15 protein-coding genes are annotated in these 15,715 nt (G+C 54.8%); 6 read left to right on the plus strand and 9 right to left on the minus strand.

Features of this window, described 5'->3' with window-relative positions; genetic code table 11:
* Position 1: 1 nt before the first annotated feature.
* Together serA and PUV54_RS04085 are read right to left on the minus strand one after the other, a co-directional pair.
* On the minus strand, positions 2-1,588 hold the full coding sequence (gene serA, locus PUV54_RS04080; protein ID WP_420797936.1) for a phosphoglycerate dehydrogenase: 1,587 nt from the start codon (positions 1,586-1,588) through the stop codon (positions 2-4).
* A 27-nt stretch (positions 1,589-1,615) separates the two neighbouring features.
* On the minus strand, positions 1,616-2,770 hold the full coding sequence (locus tag PUV54_RS04085; RefSeq protein ID WP_420797937.1) for a phosphoserine transaminase: 1,155 nt from the start codon (positions 2,768-2,770) through the stop codon (positions 1,616-1,618).
* 155 nt (positions 2,771-2,925) lie between these two features.
* Here PUV54_RS04085 and PUV54_RS04090 point away from each other — a divergent pair, with 155 nt between their 5' ends.
* On the plus strand, positions 2,926-3,927 hold the full coding sequence (locus PUV54_RS04090; RefSeq protein ID WP_274494293.1) for a DMT family transporter: 1,002 nt from the start codon (positions 2,926-2,928) through the stop codon (positions 3,925-3,927).
* On the opposite strand, the gene PUV54_RS04095 is transcribed toward PUV54_RS04090, so the two are convergent.
* Both PUV54_RS04095 and thiD read right to left on the minus strand, forming a co-directional pair.
* Positions 3,912-4,799 carry a PhzF family phenazine biosynthesis protein gene (locus PUV54_RS04095; protein WP_274494294.1) on the minus strand — a complete coding sequence of 296 codons (888 nt, stop codon included), beginning with the start codon at positions 4,797-4,799 and terminating at the stop codon, positions 3,912-3,914. The genes PUV54_RS04090 and PUV54_RS04095 overlap by 16 nt on opposite strands.
* Before the next feature lie 87 nt (positions 4,800-4,886).
* On the minus strand, positions 4,887-5,720 hold the full coding sequence (gene thiD / locus PUV54_RS04100; RefSeq protein WP_274494295.1) for a bifunctional hydroxymethylpyrimidine kinase/phosphomethylpyrimidine kinase: 834 nt from the start codon (positions 5,718-5,720) through the stop codon (positions 4,887-4,889).
* A 123-nt stretch (positions 5,721-5,843) separates the two neighbouring features.
* On the opposite strand from thiD, the gene PUV54_RS04105 reads away from it, so the two are divergent.
* The gene (locus PUV54_RS04105) at positions 5,844-6,035 is read left to right on the plus strand and encodes a hypothetical protein (RefSeq protein WP_274494296.1); all 192 of its coding nucleotides are present in this window, start codon (positions 5,844-5,846) and stop codon (positions 6,033-6,035) included.
* Positions 6,036-6,224: 189 nt separating this feature from the next.
* Positions 6,225-6,674, plus strand: a complete 450-nt coding sequence (locus tag PUV54_RS04110; RefSeq protein ID WP_274494297.1) for a glyoxalase superfamily protein — start codon at positions 6,225-6,227, stop codon at positions 6,672-6,674.
* On the opposite strand, the gene PUV54_RS04115 is transcribed toward PUV54_RS04110, so the two are convergent.
* A complete protein-coding gene (locus PUV54_RS04115) occupies positions 6,671-7,147 on the minus strand; it encodes a winged helix-turn-helix transcriptional regulator (protein ID WP_274494298.1) in 477 nt (158 codons plus the stop codon). The genes PUV54_RS04110 and PUV54_RS04115 overlap by 4 nt on opposite strands.
* A gap of 193 nt (positions 7,148-7,340) precedes the next feature.
* Here PUV54_RS04115 and PUV54_RS04120 point away from each other — a divergent pair, with 193 nt between their 5' ends.
* On the plus strand, positions 7,341-7,841 hold the full coding sequence (locus tag PUV54_RS04120) for a hypothetical protein (RefSeq protein ID WP_274494299.1): 501 nt from the start codon (positions 7,341-7,343) through the stop codon (positions 7,839-7,841).
* A 62-nt stretch (positions 7,842-7,903) separates the two neighbouring features.
* Here the strand turns inward: PUV54_RS04120 and glmM are convergent, their stop codons facing one another.
* Together glmM and folP are read right to left on the minus strand one after the other, a co-directional pair.
* Positions 7,904-9,274 carry a phosphoglucosamine mutase gene (gene glmM / locus PUV54_RS04125; protein WP_274494300.1) on the minus strand — a complete coding sequence of 457 codons (1,371 nt, stop codon included), beginning with the start codon at positions 9,272-9,274 and terminating at the stop codon, positions 7,904-7,906.
* A gap of 91 nt (positions 9,275-9,365) precedes the next feature.
* Positions 9,366-10,163: a dihydropteroate synthase gene (gene folP / locus PUV54_RS04130; protein WP_274494301.1), complete on the minus strand. Its 798-nt coding sequence runs from the start codon at positions 10,161-10,163 to the stop codon at positions 9,366-9,368.
* Between the two features lie 83 nt (positions 10,164-10,246).
* Here folP and PUV54_RS04135 point away from each other — a divergent pair, with 83 nt between their 5' ends.
* Both PUV54_RS04135 and PUV54_RS04140 read left to right on the plus strand, forming a co-directional pair.
* A complete protein-coding gene (locus PUV54_RS04135) occupies positions 10,247-11,107 on the plus strand; it encodes a helix-turn-helix domain-containing protein (protein ID WP_274494302.1) in 861 nt (286 codons plus the stop codon).
* 65 nt (positions 11,108-11,172) lie between these two features.
* Positions 11,173-12,300 (plus strand): LamG domain-containing protein, encoded by a 1,128-nt coding sequence (locus tag PUV54_RS04140; protein WP_274494303.1) that lies wholly within the window; start codon positions 11,173-11,175, stop codon positions 12,298-12,300.
* Between the two features lie 57 nt (positions 12,301-12,357).
* On the opposite strand, the gene ftsH is transcribed toward PUV54_RS04140, so the two are convergent.
* Together ftsH and tilS are read right to left on the minus strand one after the other, a co-directional pair.
* The gene (gene ftsH, locus PUV54_RS04145) at positions 12,358-14,292 is read right to left on the minus strand and encodes an ATP-dependent zinc metalloprotease FtsH (protein WP_274494304.1); all 1,935 of its coding nucleotides are present in this window, start codon (positions 14,290-14,292) and stop codon (positions 12,358-12,360) included.
* Between the two features lie 134 nt (positions 14,293-14,426).
* Positions 14,427-15,686, minus strand: coding sequence for a tRNA lysidine(34) synthetase TilS (gene tilS / locus PUV54_RS04150; RefSeq protein WP_274494305.1), 1,260 nt, complete (start codon positions 15,684-15,686; stop codon positions 14,427-14,429).
* Positions 15,687-15,715 lie beyond the last annotated feature (29 nt).

Below are 15,715 nucleotides of genomic sequence, written 5' to 3' on the forward strand. Positions count from 1 at the left end.
TTTAAAAGCTGAGCGCCGCCGCCTGCGTCACATGCGGCAGCGCGCGCACTTTTTCGAGCACGTCATCGCTCACCGGATCATCGACGGCGACCAATGCAATCGCCCCCTCACCGGGCGCGGAACGGCCCAGATTGAACGTTGCGATATTGACGCCGGCGGCGCCGAGCGTCTGACCGAGCGCGCCGATGAAGCCTGGCTTATCTTCATTAGTCGTATAAAGCATGTGTGGGGCGAACGCCGCCTCCATTTCGACGCCCTTGATTTCCACTATGCGCGGCAGCGCCCCGAAAATGGTGCCGGAGACCGTACGGTCCTGCTGTTCCGTCACGATACGCAAGCGGATGACGCTGTCATAACTGTCGGCGTCGTCACGATAGGTTTCAACAATGGATATACCGCGCTCTTTCGCCAGCACTGGCGCGTTAACGACGTTCACTTCTGAAAGCATAGGCTTCAACACACCCGCTACGGCGGCAGCGGTCAGCGGCTTGGTATTGAGTTCAGATACTTCGCCTTCATAAGAAATTTCAATTTCCTTGACGCCCGTTTGGGTAAGCTGACCGGCAAAAAGGCCAAGCTTGTCAGCAAGTGAAACAAATGGCTTCAATCGCGGCGCTTCCTCCGCCGTGACTGAAGGCGAGTTCAGCGAATTTGAGACGGCGCCGCGGATTAAATAATCCGCCATCTGTTCGGCGATTTGAATCGCAACATTTTCCTGCGCTTCGCGTGTGGACGCGCCAAGATGCGGCGTCGCAACGACTTTCGGATGACCGAATAAAGGATGCTTGGTCGCCGGTTCTGTTTCATAAACATCGAGCGCGGCGCCGGCAATCCGGCCTTCATCCAGCGCGTCTTTTAGCGCTGCTTCGTCAACCAGCCCGCCGCGTGCGCAGTTGACGACAAACGCGCCTTTTTTCAAAACTGCAAGATTGTCCCGGCCCAGAATGTTGCGTGTCTGATCCGTCAACGGCGTGTGCAGCGTCACAATGTCGGCGCGTTTCAATAGATCGCCAATGTCAACCTTTTCAACGCCAAGCTCCACAGCACGTTCTTCCGTCAAAAAGGGGTCGAAAGCGATAACGCGCATTTTCAGACCGACGCCGCGATTGGCCACAATCGAACCAATGTTGCCGCACCCGATGACACCTAACGTTTTGCCGAAAACTTCCGCGCCCATGAAGGCTGATTTTTCCCATTTTCCTGCGTGGGTAGACTGGTTCGCTTGCGGAATATTCCGCACAAGCGCGAACATCATGGCGATTGCATGTTCCGCTGTCGTAATGGCGTTGCCATATGGCGTGTTCATGACGACAATACCGGCAGCAGTCGCTGATTTAATGTCGATATTGTCGACGCCTATACCAGCGCGGCCGATGACTTTCAGGTTTTTCGCCGCCTCAATTATAGGAGCGGTTGCTTTGGTAGCGGAACGAACGGCAAGTCCGTCATAATCGCCGATCACCGACAGGAGTTTGTCTTTGTCCTTGCCGAGTGAAGGTTCATAATCGACATCAACACCCCGCTCTTTGAAGATGTTGACAGCCGTTTCGCTAAGCGCGTCAGAAACGAGAACTTTAGGCATGGGGATTCCCCGTATTTGATTTGTAATGATCAGTTAGATTTCGACTTTTGCCTCGGCGAATGCCCAGTCGAGCCATGGCCCAAGCATCTCTATGTCCGAAGTTTCGACAGTGGCGCCGCACCAGATGCGAAGCCCCGGCGGCGCATCGCGATAGCTGCCTATGTCGAACGCGGCTCCTTCAGCGGCAAGACATTTTTCCATGGACTTCACAAACGTCCGCTGCCCTGCCTCGTCGAGGCGCAAAACATCCGGATCAACAATCTTGAGGCATACTGACGTATTCGACCGGATTGACGGTTCTGCACAGAGGAAATCAACCCAGTCTGTGTTTTCAACCCACGCCCCAAGCATTGCGGCGTTGGAGTCAGCACGTCCATGCAACGCCTCAAGCCCGCCTAGGCTATCAGCCCATGTCAGCGCATCGATGTAATCTTCGACACATAACATGGATGGCGTATTGATTGTCGCGCCTTCGAAAATGCTTTCGTTCAGCTTTCCGCCTTTCGTGAGCCGGAAAAGTTTTGGCAAGGGGCGCGGCGGCGCGTAAGTTTCGAGCCGCTCTACAGCCCGCGGACTGAGGATCAGCACGCCATGAGCGCCCTCACCACCTAAAACTTTTTGCCAGGAATAAGTCACCACATCGAGCTTCAGCCAATCGAGCGGTTGAGCGAAGATTGCCGATGTCGCATCACAGATGGTGATGCCCTCACGATCGGCTGCAACCCAGTCGGCGTTCGGCACGCGCACGCCCGAGGTGGTGCCGTTCCAGGTAAAGACCACATCATGTTCAGGGTTGACGGCGCCGAGGTCAGCGATTTCGCCATAGGGCGCCTCAAGAACCCGCGCTTCCAGCTCAAGCTGTTTGACAGCGTCCGTCACCCAGCCTTGCCCAAAACTTTCCCAGGCAAGCATGTCCACTGGCCGCGCGCCAAGCATCGACCACATGGCCATTTCGACAGCGCCGGTATCCGACGCCGGCACGATGCCGATGCGATAATCGTCTGGCACACCAAGCAAAGCGCGCGTACGGTCAATCGCTTCTTTCAAACGCGCCTTGCCGATCGAAGAACGGTGCGATCGCCCAAGCGGCGATAGATTCAAATTTTCCGGAGACCATCCGGGTCGCTTTGCGCACGGCCCAGATGAAAATGTCGGGCGCGCCGGAAGCGCCCCTGGTTTCTGTGTCATCATGTACTCCCATCCTCACAGATGGGTCGCGCTTCGTTGGGGAAGCGTGGCCCACATTGATCGTGTCCTTGATTGTCGATGACGTCAACAAAAATTTTGCGCCGCAACAAAAACTTTATGTTGCTTAGTTAACGCGGCGCGGATAGCGCCAATTTATGAATGTGAATCGACACAACCCGCCTGATGCGACGCTTTTCGACTGGATGCTTTTCCTACTGATCGTTGCGTTTGGCGGGTCATCTTTCGTCATGATTCGAAGCGCTGTCGAAACCATGCCCCCGCCAGCCATCGCCGCCTGCCGGCTCTGGGTCGGCGCGATAGTTCTCTATCTTATTATGCGGCAAGCCGGGCGGCGCTATCCGCCGTTTCTCACGCGCAGACGAGGCCAGCTTAGCATCCGCAAATCGTGGCGCTGGATGATCGCTGTTGGCGTTGTCGGCAATGTGATTCCCTTTTTCCTTTTTCCGTGGGCGCAGCAATATGTCGAAAGCGGTCTTGCCGGCGTTTACATGGCGTTCATGCCGATCTGGACGGTGGCGCTCGCATTTTTCTTCGCCAATGAAAAACTGACTGGCAGAAAGCTAATCGGTTTCGCGCTCGGCTTTATCGGCGTCTTGATTCTGATGGGACCGGATGTCCTGAAAGGCGCATTATCCAGTGATCTACGGGCGCAGGGCGCGCTGTTATTTGCGACCCTGCTCTACGCAGCATCCGCAGTGTTATCGCGTATGGCCCCGCCAATCCGTCCCCGGGTATTCGCTTCCGGCATGATGCTGGTTGCAGCTATTGCCGCTACGCCTGCACTGTTGTTGTTTGATCCAAAATTCGATCAATGGTCACTCGTGAGCATCGCCAGCGTGCTCGGCCTCGGCCTTTTTCCAACCGGATTAAACGGCGTCCTTATTATTATGCTTATTCGACGTGTTGGCGCTGGCTTCATGGCATTAAGCAATTACATCACGCCGCTCTGGGCTGTCGCTATGGGCGCGATCATTTATCACGAGCGTCTGGACCCATCGGTTTTCGTGGCACTGGCCATAATCTTTTCAGGTCTTGCAGTCAGCCAGCGTTCGCCATTTCGAAAAATCAGCGCTGGCGGAGAGCTTTCGCCAGCAGCAGAAACAGCGGCAACGTCGGAAGCTCAAAGAAAAAGCTGACCCTTCTGCACAGCAACGGCGTTGCCACCGATCCTGACAGAGCGAACTGCGCCATCCTGCACAGCAACGGTTGCAGCGATACGGCTTGGTCGGCCCATTTCAAAACCTTGCTCGATAATCCACCGATATTCACCATCGGCAAGGGTTTCGCTTACCACAACGTGTCCGGGAAGCGCGCATGCTGCAGAACCGGTAGCGGGATCTTCAAAAATACCCGCATCCGGCGCAAACATGCGCGCATGATACGCTGCATCTGCGCTCTCTCCACCTTCCGCATAAAGATAAACGCCAACGGTTTCTTCCAGCCCCAAGGCTTCATAGGCCGCGCTATTCAGACGTGCGCTGCGCACCACATCAAGCGGCGCCTTGACGTAAATGAAGTTGACGCCTGCGCCGACCTTGCGCGGTTTAAAGCTTCCACGGTCAACAGAACCGGACGGCAAGGAAAGCGCTGTCTCAATCGCATCCGCTGATGGCGCCAAACCGGTTTCTGTAGGCAAATTCGGATTTTGAAATTCAGCGAATTCGGCATCTCCATCCGTATCAACGCGAACCGGAAATAACCCTGCGTTAAGCTCAAGTAAAAGCTCACCGGACAGCTTGCGAGAACGGACGATCGCAATCGCTGTACCTACTGTCGGATGACCAGCAAACGGCATTTCGTAGCCGGGTGTGAATATGCGCACGCGCGCTGTATGAGCGCTATCCTCCGGCGGCAACACGAACGATGTCTCCGCAAGATTGAATTCGCGCGTGATCGTTTGCATTTCTTCCGTGGAAAGCCCTTCGGCGCTCATCACGACAGCGAGCGGATTGCCTGTAAACTTCTCCTTCGTGAACACATCGAACGTTTCAAAGTCGTATGCGCGCATAGATCTCTCCCGGACTCTCGAAGCAGCTAATGTGTGCTTGAAAAGAAAACTTACAAACCAATAATCCTGATAAGGTTTATAGGACGACTACGAATTCTTGCTGGCTTCAAGCGGATGACCGTGATTCAATGGCCCACATCCGGAACCATAACCGGGCGCAGTTCTGATCGCTTCATGAACATAGTCGATCGCCCGCGCCGTTGCCTCTTTCAGCGCCATGCCTTGCGCCAACCCTGTCGCAATGGCTGATGCAAGCGTGCAGCCGGTGCCGTGAGTTGAGGTTGTTTCTAGCTTCCTATGAGAGAATTCATGATGTCCTGCATGCGTTACCAAAACATCGGTAATCTCTGGTTTTTCTAAATGCCCGCCTTTGAGAAGCGCAGCCTCCGTACCAAGACGTAAACACTCTTCACCCGCCTGCAATTGTTTGCGAGTATCTCTGATTGAAACTCCCGTTATACATTCTGCCTCAATTATATTTGGCGTAACGACATAGGAATGTGGGAAAACCCGTTCTTTAATAAATTCTACCAATCCTGATTCTGCCAAACTATGACCGCTTGTCGCTGCCAGTACCGGATCAAAAACTAACGGCGCCGAATCTTTGGGAAAACCTCCTCCATAGTCCCAACCGCTTTTTTTCAGGCCATCAAGGATCGCCATCCCCGCTTCAATGCTGCCAATCATCCCGATCTTGATGGCGTCTGCCCCTATGTCATTCATCACCGCTTCGATCTGCGCGGCGATAATTTCCGGTGCGACGCCGTGGACTGCCGTGACGCCTGTTGTGTTTTGCACCGTAAGCGCGGTAATCGCTGTAGCCGCATAACCGCCAAGCGCTGTGACGGTTTTGATATCAGCCTGAATACCGGCGCCGCCGGAAGGGTCCGACCCGGCGATGATAAGCACACGGCCTTTCATGTCTGCTCGCTTTCCGCCTCAAACGGACTTTCAAAAGCCCCAGTCTTTTCAAACAAGGGACAAATTCGAGAACTATCCCGCCACTCATCTTTTACGGGCGGGCGCGGAGAGAGATAACATAAAATGGCGACGAATAATCTTATCTGGATAGGGCTTTTTTGCTGCCTGATTGCGCTTGCAATCCAGCTTTTCCCGGACGCCGCGTTCCGGGCGGGCGCAGATGTTAACTCGTCCTGGCTGGTGTTTGGCTTTGGCATATTCCTAATTCTGGTCGCGGCGTTTGTCGCGGCCTCAAGCCGGGGCGACCGGCGATAACTTGTTGACAGTCAAGACACCGGACGCTTATTGAGCGTTCTGGGTGAAGGCCCCAGCCGCTCGCGAGCAATAGCTTTTGGTGAAGACCTTCAATTTATTTGCTTTGGTCAGCCCGCGTATGCGGCATGCGGATCGATGGCAATGCGAGCCCCATCAAATTAACCCGCATGGCGAAAGATGAGGCTTGCCATGACTGCACCCAATACGCCCTTTCCATCCATTGATATCCTAAAACAGCAGGCAAAACGCCTGCGCAAAGGCCTTGATGAAGACGGAGATTTCCTCACACACAGCGAAAGCCTGGAACTCATTGCAAAGCAATATGGGTTTCGCGACTGGAACACGCTCTTTGCTGCGGCTGGAAACCGCCCTGCGGAAAGGTGGTTTCAACTCGGCGATCGGGTGAAAGGCCGATATTTAGGCCAATCTTTCCACGGCGAAATTGTTGCGGCCCGCACTATGACTGGTGAATTTCTGCAGGTAAGTGTGAAATTTGACGATCCCGTTGACGTGGTGAAATTTGACAGCTTTTCTGCTTACCGTTCGCGCATCACAGCAGTCATTAACAAGGCCGGAATAACGTCTGCAAAAACATCGGATGGCGAGGCGCAACTGGTGATGCAACCTGACGACAGTTAGGAGGCCATCCGGAACTGAGCATGTTGCAGGTCCACAGGCCTGCCGTCCTCGCTGATAAGCCCGGCGTGCAACGGTGCGCCGGCGCCACGCTCGACAAGTGACGTATTGCTTGGCGCATTGAGCATATGCTTCTCGCCCCACTGCATTAAAGCTATGAGCGGCAAAGCGAGATCGACGCCTTTCGACGTCAAGACATACTGATGGCGCGTGCGCTGGCCATTTTGCTTGTAAGGACGCTTTCGCATCAGATCGCTTTCCACAAGCTTTTTCAAACGGTTCGAAAGCACCGTGCGCGGCAAACCGAGACCTGAATGCAGCTCGTCAAAACGCGTCACGCCGTAAAGTGCGGAACGAATAATCAGCAGCGTCCAGCGATCGCCCACAAGATCAACCGCCGCAGCCAGCCCACACTGCTCTAGCGAAGGGGCGCTCGCACTCGTTGATTCTGAAATTTCGCCATCTGCGTAGGCCATACCGAATCACTAAAGTGATTTGCAGCGCGCGCGCAATCTCCAGCTCAAGCGATGTGATCGACAACATCACAGCCTGTTGAGCACAATCATCAAATATGGCGGCTTTTGGACCAGAAACCGCGCCATTCTCGCCGCATTCTGCCGCCATATTCACAGTCATGGAAATCCGGCTGGGGCAAGCACGGAGAGCCAAATGAAAACGATTTTCAAAACCATGATCGCTGCCATTCTCGGGGCGGCAGCGCTTGGCGCAAGCGCTGCGTGGGCCAAACCGGCGCATTGCGCGCATGATCACGACCACCGCAGCCACGCTGCCGACTATTACGACTACTACCCTGGCGACCGATATTCGCGCGCCGGCCCTTATCGGGATTCCGGAGTCAGTTTTTCGATTACGTTCGGCGATAGCAGATATGACGACCGGTACGACCGTCGTGGGCGCCATTACGACCGTGGCCGTCGGAATGGTTATCGCGGTGATCGTGCACGTGTAGTGAAGCGACAGACATTCAACACCCGCTATCGTGCGCGCATTGTTCTCGTTGAAGAAGTTATCCGCACCCGGGGCGGCCCGCGACTTCGCTGCACGGTAGATGCTCGCGGCCCACAGGCCCGCTATGTTCCCTACAAGCGGATGCGCCGCATCGCTAACCGCAATTGTTCACGCAGAGCGCAGGTTCGTATCGTCGCCTAGCAATTCGCTCAGTATTGATGCGTGAACGCCCGCCGGCATGCGTAGTTTGCCGGCGGGCTTTATTATTGAGCTGCTTTTTCAACTGCAGAGACGATATCGCTGACAACAGCACTCACCACAGCCTCATTTTCACCTTCGCCCATGACGCGGATCAAAGGTTCCGTACCGGATTTCCGGATCACAAGGCGGCCCGTCTTTCCGAGCTTTGTTTCGCCTGCTTTGATGGCCGCCTTCACGTCGGCATTCCCTAACGGATCGCCATGAGAAAAACGCACATTCTTTAACAGTTGCGGGAACGGCTCGAAGTTGTGGCATACATCGCTGACTTTATTCCCCTCAGACGCCACAACGGACAGGACCTGTAAAGCCGTCACAAGGCCATCGCCAGTTGTGCCGTAGTCGCTAAGCACCACATGCCCGGAGGGTTCGCCGCCAACATTCATGCCTTTGGCGCGCATTTCCTCAACTACATAGCGATCGCCGACTTTCGTGCGTTCCAGGGATAACCCTTCGCCTTCAAGAAATTTGCCGAGTCCCATATTCGCCATAACGGTCGATACGATGCCGCCGCCTTTAAGAACGCCGTCTTTCTTCCAGGCTTTTGCAATGAGCGCCAGCACCTGATCGCCATCAATCAGGCGCCCTTTTTCATCGCAAATGATGACACGATCTGCATCACCGTCCAGTGCTATGCCTATATCAGCGCGGTACTCGCGCACGGCGTCCTGCATCTTTTTGGGATTGGTAGAACCGATATTCTGATTAATGTTGAATCCATTTGGCTCAATGCCAATGGCTTTAACTTCAGCGCCAAGCTCCCACAACACCGTTGGCGCGACCTTATAGCCAGCACCATTGGCGCAATCGATAACAATTCTAACGCCATCAAGAGATATGCGCCGCGAAAACGCCGCCTTTGCAAATTCGATGTAGCGAGCGCCAGCATCATCAACGCGTTTGACACGACCCAAGTCCGCTGACATCGCACGGCCTGTATCGGGGCTCGTCTTCATCAGCCGTTCGATTTCCAGCTCGGTTTCATCCGAGAGTTTGAAACCATCCGGGCCAAAAAATTTCACGCCGTTGTCATGGTACGGATTATGCGAAGCAGAGATCATCACGCCCAGATCGGCTCGCAACGACCTTGTCAGCATCGCCATGGCCGGGGTCGGCAGCGGCCCAAGCAGAAAAACGTCCATGCCGGAGGAAGCAAAACCAGCGGTCAGCGCCGGTTCGATCATATAACCGGAGAGGCGCGTATCCTTGCCGATCACCACGCGATGACGATGCGCGCCATTCTTGAAAACGCGGCCGACCGCCATGCCAAGACGCAACATGCTCTCCGGAGTCATGGCGCCCGCGTTTGCGAGGCCGCGAACACCATCCGTTCCAAAAATTTCGCGCTTGCCGCTCATCTGATCATCGCCCCGCATGGGGTTCAAACTCCTTAAAGATGCTTAACCCAAGCCTAGCATACGAGGCTCGCCAATGCCTTAACAGGATAAATACGGAATTAATAAGGCTTTAGCCGATCGCGGACGCTACCGCCAGCGCCTGCCTGGTTGCTGCGACGTCATGCACCCGGAATATGGATACGCCCTGGTTCAGCCCGGCGATCACTGCCGCGATCGAACCGCCGACACGATCAGCGGCGGCGCCTTCCTTGTCCACCGCTGCAATAAACCGTTTGCGTGAAGCGCCAAGCAAGACAGGCGGACCGAGCTTTGTGAAACGGTCGAGATTAGCGAACAGAGCAAGATTATGGTCGAGCGTCTTGCCAAACCCGATCCCCGGATCGATGATCAGACGCTTCTCGTCTATGCCAGCATTTACACATGCCTCGATACGTCCGGCGAGATAAGCATATACGGTTTCAACAACATCCCCGTAGGCAGGATTGTCCTGCATTATTTCCGGGTCGCCTTGCGCATGCATGAGGACAATTTCACAGGAAAGATCCGCCGCCGTTTCAAGACTGTCTGGTGCGTAGGTGAGAGCGGAGACGTCGTTCCATATAGAAGCGCCGGCCTTGACCGCTTCTCGCGCGATCCCGGGTTTGCGGGTATCGATAGAAATTACAGCATTTGTCGTTTCGATTAGCTTTTCAATGACAGGAATAACACGGCTGCGCTCGGTATATTCAGGTACGATTTTTGCGCCGGGGCGCGTCGACTCTCCGCCAACATCCAAAATATCTGCGCCTTCGTCCGCAAGCTTCAGCGCATGAGCCGCAGCACTATCGACATCATAGAACAAGCCGCCATCCGAGAATGAATCAGGGGTTATGTTGACGACCCCCATAATCCGCCAGTTCTTCTTCATTACCGTTTCCATCCGCCGCGATATACAACCGCCTTAACGACAAACAGCCTGCAATTACTCTTACTTTTGAGTAAGTTTATTCAATGGTACGCGATTCAAGCACCCATCTTGATCAAGGCAGGCCTTATCATGTTTTGGGCCAGTATTTGGCATGGCGGCTGGCCGCATCGCCATCGCTTCCAGTAGATCTTGCGTGGATCAGCATTGCTGACGCGAATTCCCCGGCAAGCCACAAATTGTTACCCCATGGCGAACCAAGTATTGCTATCCGGCGACGGCGTACCGTGACGAACGCCCTCGAAAGCGTTGAGCTGGTGGTCTGCGGTCCTTACTACAAAACCGGTCAGTATACTCCTGAAGCCCGAGAAGAACTTATCGCGTTTCGGCTCAAACCGGAGTTTAGCGCCGCCGTATTCAACATCGCCCCCCAGGATTATGGCGGGTTGTCGACTACCAATGCCCCTCTTGAACTCATGCCGTTTTTTGCAAATGCGCTGAAGTGCGCCGAGTTCGCGGAAGCGTCTGATGTTCTCATCGCTGTCAAATCGGATATCTTAAACTTGGCTGCATCAAGAAAAATTCCAACAGGCCCCGAAGCCGCAACAGCAGAATGGATGCGCCAGTCCGAAGGGAAGATCATGTTTCGTGATATCGCGTCGAAACTTGACGTGAGCGAGAGAAATTTACGACGGCGTTTTATCGACCATGTGGGATGCAGACCAAAAACCTATGCTAGATATCTAAAGATCACCGCCGCCGCGCTAGCAGCCGAAAAAATGGCGAAGCCTGATTGGGCAGCGGTGGCGGCTGACGCCGGCTTTCATGATCAGCCGCATATGATCAACAGTTTTCAGGCTGAGATCGGCATGACCCCAAAGGCGTTTCATGCCGAGCGGCGGACGCTTGTCAGCCAAACTCCGCTGTCCGGTTTTTGCAATACATAGCCTTTAGCCTATCGCAATTTCCGTAGTTCACGGGTGGATAACAGCACCCTTACGCGGAGCTATCAATGCGAACATTCATTTCCATTATGTTGTTATGTCTAGCGCCAGCCCTGACGCACGCACAGGAAGAATCAGCCGCTGAACGCATCACTTTCGAAGGAAAGTCCTGGCGGGTTGAAGCGCAAAAGGCCGTCATTGAGCGATACCTTGATCGCGACGCTCTCGTGCTGGCGGGTGGTCGTATCTGGCTTGACGATATGGTGTTTGAGGATGGCGTCATAGAGTTCGATGTCGCCTTTGACGAAGGTACGGCATTTATCGGCCCGATGTTTCGCGCCGAAAATGACTCGCGCTTTGAGGAGTTTTATTTCCGCACCCATCTGTCCGAAAAACCAGACGCCGTTCAATATACGCCTGTCGAAAATGGTCTGTCGGCTTGGCAAATATTTTCTGACGAAAACGCCATAGCGCCGATCAAGTTAAAGTTTGGCGCGTGGAACCACGTCAAAATCGTCGTGAAAGGCGACATGGCTGAATTTTATTTCAACAGCGATACGCCACAACTGCACGTTCCAGATCTGAAGACCGACATCAGGTCCGGAACAGTGGGACATCGTTCTAGCGGATTTGACGGCGCGGAAGCCCGGCTTTCTAATCTCGTTTTCCGCCCGCTGCGTGACGATGAGGGTATCGTTGGCGCAGCAAAAGACACGGCACCGCTTCCTGAAGGCTTAATCTCATCCTGGAGCGTGTCAGCGCCATTTGCCGAAGCAGAGGTCGCCGATGCCCTAACGTTGCCTCAGAAAACACCAGCAACGCTTGAATGGCGCGACCTTGAGGTAGAAACAAACGGTATTGCTAATTTGGCGCGCCTTTCAGGCAGAACACGGGATGAGAATACGGTTTTTGTTCGTCTCGACATAAATTCGGACAGCAAACAGATGAAAGAACTAACGTTCGGGTACTCTGATCGCGTTCGCATCTATCTCAACGGAAAACGCGTATATTTCGGCGATGCTGGCTGGACCGTGCGAGATTACCGCTTTCTTGGCACAGTCGGGTTTTTCGACCGCGTTGGCCTCGACCTTAAAAAAGGAGACAACGAGGTCATGATCGCAGTTTCAGAAACCTTTGGTGGATGGGCGTGGGCCGGCGCCATGGAAGACCAGTCGCAGATTACGCTTGGCCGCTAGCGCATCGCCTTGACGCCCGGCGTCCGCATTAGCGTTGCGGACGCCGGCGCATCAGAGCTAAGCCCCCTGTGGGCTGGGTTCCATCCCGCCTGTATCGTCATCGTTTTTCTTACCTCCAGCAGGAGCGCCCGATGAAGGCACCGATGACGGCGGCGTATGATCTTTTGGATCGAGCGGGTCTTCACGCTCGATTTTCTCGCCTTTGAAGAGTTTCAGGATTTCTTCACCCGAGAGAGTTTCGAATTCCAGCAACGCCTGCGCCAATGCCTCCCAGTCGTCGCGACGATCCGTCAGCACCTGCTTGGCTCTATCAAAACCTTCTTGAACGAAACGCTTGATCTCATCTTCTATGAGCTTCGCTGTATCTCCGGAAATCGACTTGCTCCTGGCAATACTCTGCCCAAGGAACACTTCGCCTTCATCTTCGGCGTAGGCAATCGGCCCGAGCTTTTCAGACAATCCATATTGCGTCACCATCGCACGAGCAATTTTCGTGGCATGCTCAATATCGGACGAGGCGCCTGATGTTACCTTTTCCTTGCCGAATTTCAGCTCCTCAGCGACGCGCCCGCCCATGGCCATGGCGATGCGAGCCTTCATTTGCTCAAGCGTCATGGAATAGCGGTCACGTTCCGGCAAAGACTGAACCATGCCTAATGCGCGGCCACGCGGGATAATCGTCGCCTTATGCACGGGGTCATTCCCAGGCACGTCAATAGCAACCAACGCATGCCCCGCCTCATGATAGGCGGTCAGCATTTTTTCTTCTTCCGTCATGACCATGGAACGCCGTTCTGCGCCCATCATGACTTTATCTTTTGCGTCATCAAATTCCTTGGCCGTGACAAACCGTTTGCCGCGCCGCGCCGCCAACAGCGCCGCTTCGTTAACAAGGTTTGCCAGATCGGCGCCGGAAAAGCCGGGCGTCCCGCGTGCGATCGTGCGAATATTCACATCCGGCGCCAGCGGCACTTTCTTGGCGTGGACATTCAAAATTTTCTCCCGACCGACAACATCCGGGTTCGGCACGACGACTTGCCTGTCAAAACGGCCTGGGCGCAACAGCGCCGGGTCTAGCACGTCCGGACGGTTCGTCGCCGCGACCAGAATAATGCCTTCATTCGCTTCAAACCCGTCCATTTCAACGAGAAGCTGGTTCAACGTCTGCTCGCGTTCGTCATTGCCGCCGCCGAGACCGGCACCCCGATGACGGCCCACCGCGTCGATTTCGTCAATAAAGATGATGCACGGCGCATTTTTTTTCGCCTGCTCAAACATATCGCGCACACGGCTTGCGCCAACGCCGACAAACATTTCCACAAAGTCGGAACCAGAAATCGTGAAGAACGGCACGTTTGCTTCACCGGCGATTGCACGCGCAAGCAAGGTTTTACCTGTCCCCGGCGGACCAACCAGCAATGCGCCCTTCGGAATCTTACCGCCAAGTCGCTGAAACTTCATCGGGTCTTTAAGATACTCGACAATCTCTTCGAGTTCTTCTTTAGCTTCGTCGATGCCGGCGACGTCATCGAAGGTGACGCGACCCTGACGCTCAGTCAGCAGTTTTGCGCGCGACTTGCCAAAACCCATGGCCTTGCCGCCAGCACCCTGCATCTGACGCATGACAAAGAAAAAGAAGGCAAGGAAAATCAGAAGCGGCAGTATGTTGAACAACAGTTGCAATAACAACGGCAGCTCGTCTTCCTTCTCAATCTTGGTATTTACGCCCGCCTGATCCAGCTTGTCGGCAATTGCCGTCTGCCCGTCTTCCGGAATGTTGGTGACATATTCACCGCCACTCGAAAACTCGCCGGTCACCTCGCCTTTGGAAACAGCCGCCGAGCTGATTTCGCCAGCTTCAACGCGCTGGATGAAGTCTGAATAATTAAGCTGTGTAGGCTGTGGTCCGGGCGTGTTTAAGTCGAACAATTGCAGGGCCACGACAAAAAAGATGAGGACTAGACCCCAGATGAGAAGATTACGTCCGTTCATTCGACTTACCTTTGGCCGTTCGGCCTATTGATTGTTCCTGCTGCGCACTTAGCGCTCGCATTTATGCTTCAAACTAGTAGATAGGCGTTAAGAAATGCCAGCGCCATCACCTGAGGCGTATTTTTGCTGCTTCCTCACGAAAATCTAACAATTCCGCCCTGATAGCGTTCCGTTACAAGGCACCGCGCTGAAGCCGCGCTGCGTCCCATAAATGGGAGTGCAGGCGCGCCAATCAACTTACCTGCGGCATATATGCCGGGCAGGCTGGACAGCGCCTCTCGCGGGCCCTGGAACAGTCCAGTACGGGGGCCCAGGAATTCCGCCGCCATTTCCCCCATCGGTCCCACGGCAATCGAGGTCGCGCTTTGCCTTTCGACAATAAAGCGCCGATCCCACACTCGCGGTTTTGTGACTGGAGCCGGGCTCAAAGCCGGCACGCCTTCCCTTCCCGTCAACGCCGACGGCTCGCGGAAAAACCAGAGCCGGCCATTCCATTTTTTGACCAAAGCCCCTGCTAGTGTGGCTGAGCCTGTGTTAGCCGCCTGAAAAACGGCGGCGGCGGCCTTGTCTTCGCCGGGCGGGTATTCACCTCCGCCGACGGCATGGATGATCCTTCTGGCTAATCCGCTCGCGGCGCGTCCAGCTTGCCAATCCGAAACGGAAACGCCGCCCCAGGAATGAAAACAGCCGCCGAGCGCATCGAATAAGGAATCCTCCTGCGCGCATAGCACCGCATCGGCAAGAGCCAACTTGTCCGCTGTCATGCAGAGTTTTTCGATCGATACAAACTCTTGCTCTTCGAGCGCAGCCAACAGGGCGCGCACCCGCACTCGCTCGAACGCCGGGTCGTCATTAGACGGATCGTCAACGAAGCTCTGTCCCTGTTTTTCAAGAAACGATGTGACGTCTTTGCGTGTAAATTCCAACAACGGTCGCAACACACGTAAGGGCTCGCCGGCGCCCGCGGCAAAGAAGCTTTCTTTCGGAATCGCCGAAAGGCCAGCAACGCCAGCGCCACGGGCGAGACGCATGAATACAGTCTCGGCTTGATCATCCGCCGTATGAGCTGTCAGCAATGCTTCGCAACCGTCAGCCTGGGCCGCTTCAATCAACAATGAGTACCGCGCTTCACGCGCTGCTGCTTGCACGCCCGTATTGGGTTTTTCGCCTTTCCAGAGCAAAATGACGTGCTTAATGCCGAACGGTTCGCACCAGCCGCCGACACGCGACGCTTCACCCGCAGAAGCCGGACGAAGTCCATGGTCGACTGTATACGCCGTGATTTCTGATCCGTTCTGTCGGGCATAGGCCGCGCAGAGCAAAAGAAGAGCAACAGAATCGCGCCCGCCGGAAACCGCCACCGCTAGCCGTCGCGGCGGGGAAAGCGCCTTCAATTGCGCAGCAAATGCTTCTTCGGTAAGGC

It is taken from the genome of Hyphococcus flavus (assembly GCF_028748065.1).
GTDB classification, from domain to species: domain Bacteria; phylum Pseudomonadota; class Alphaproteobacteria; order Caulobacterales; family Parvularculaceae; genus Hyphococcus; species Hyphococcus flavus.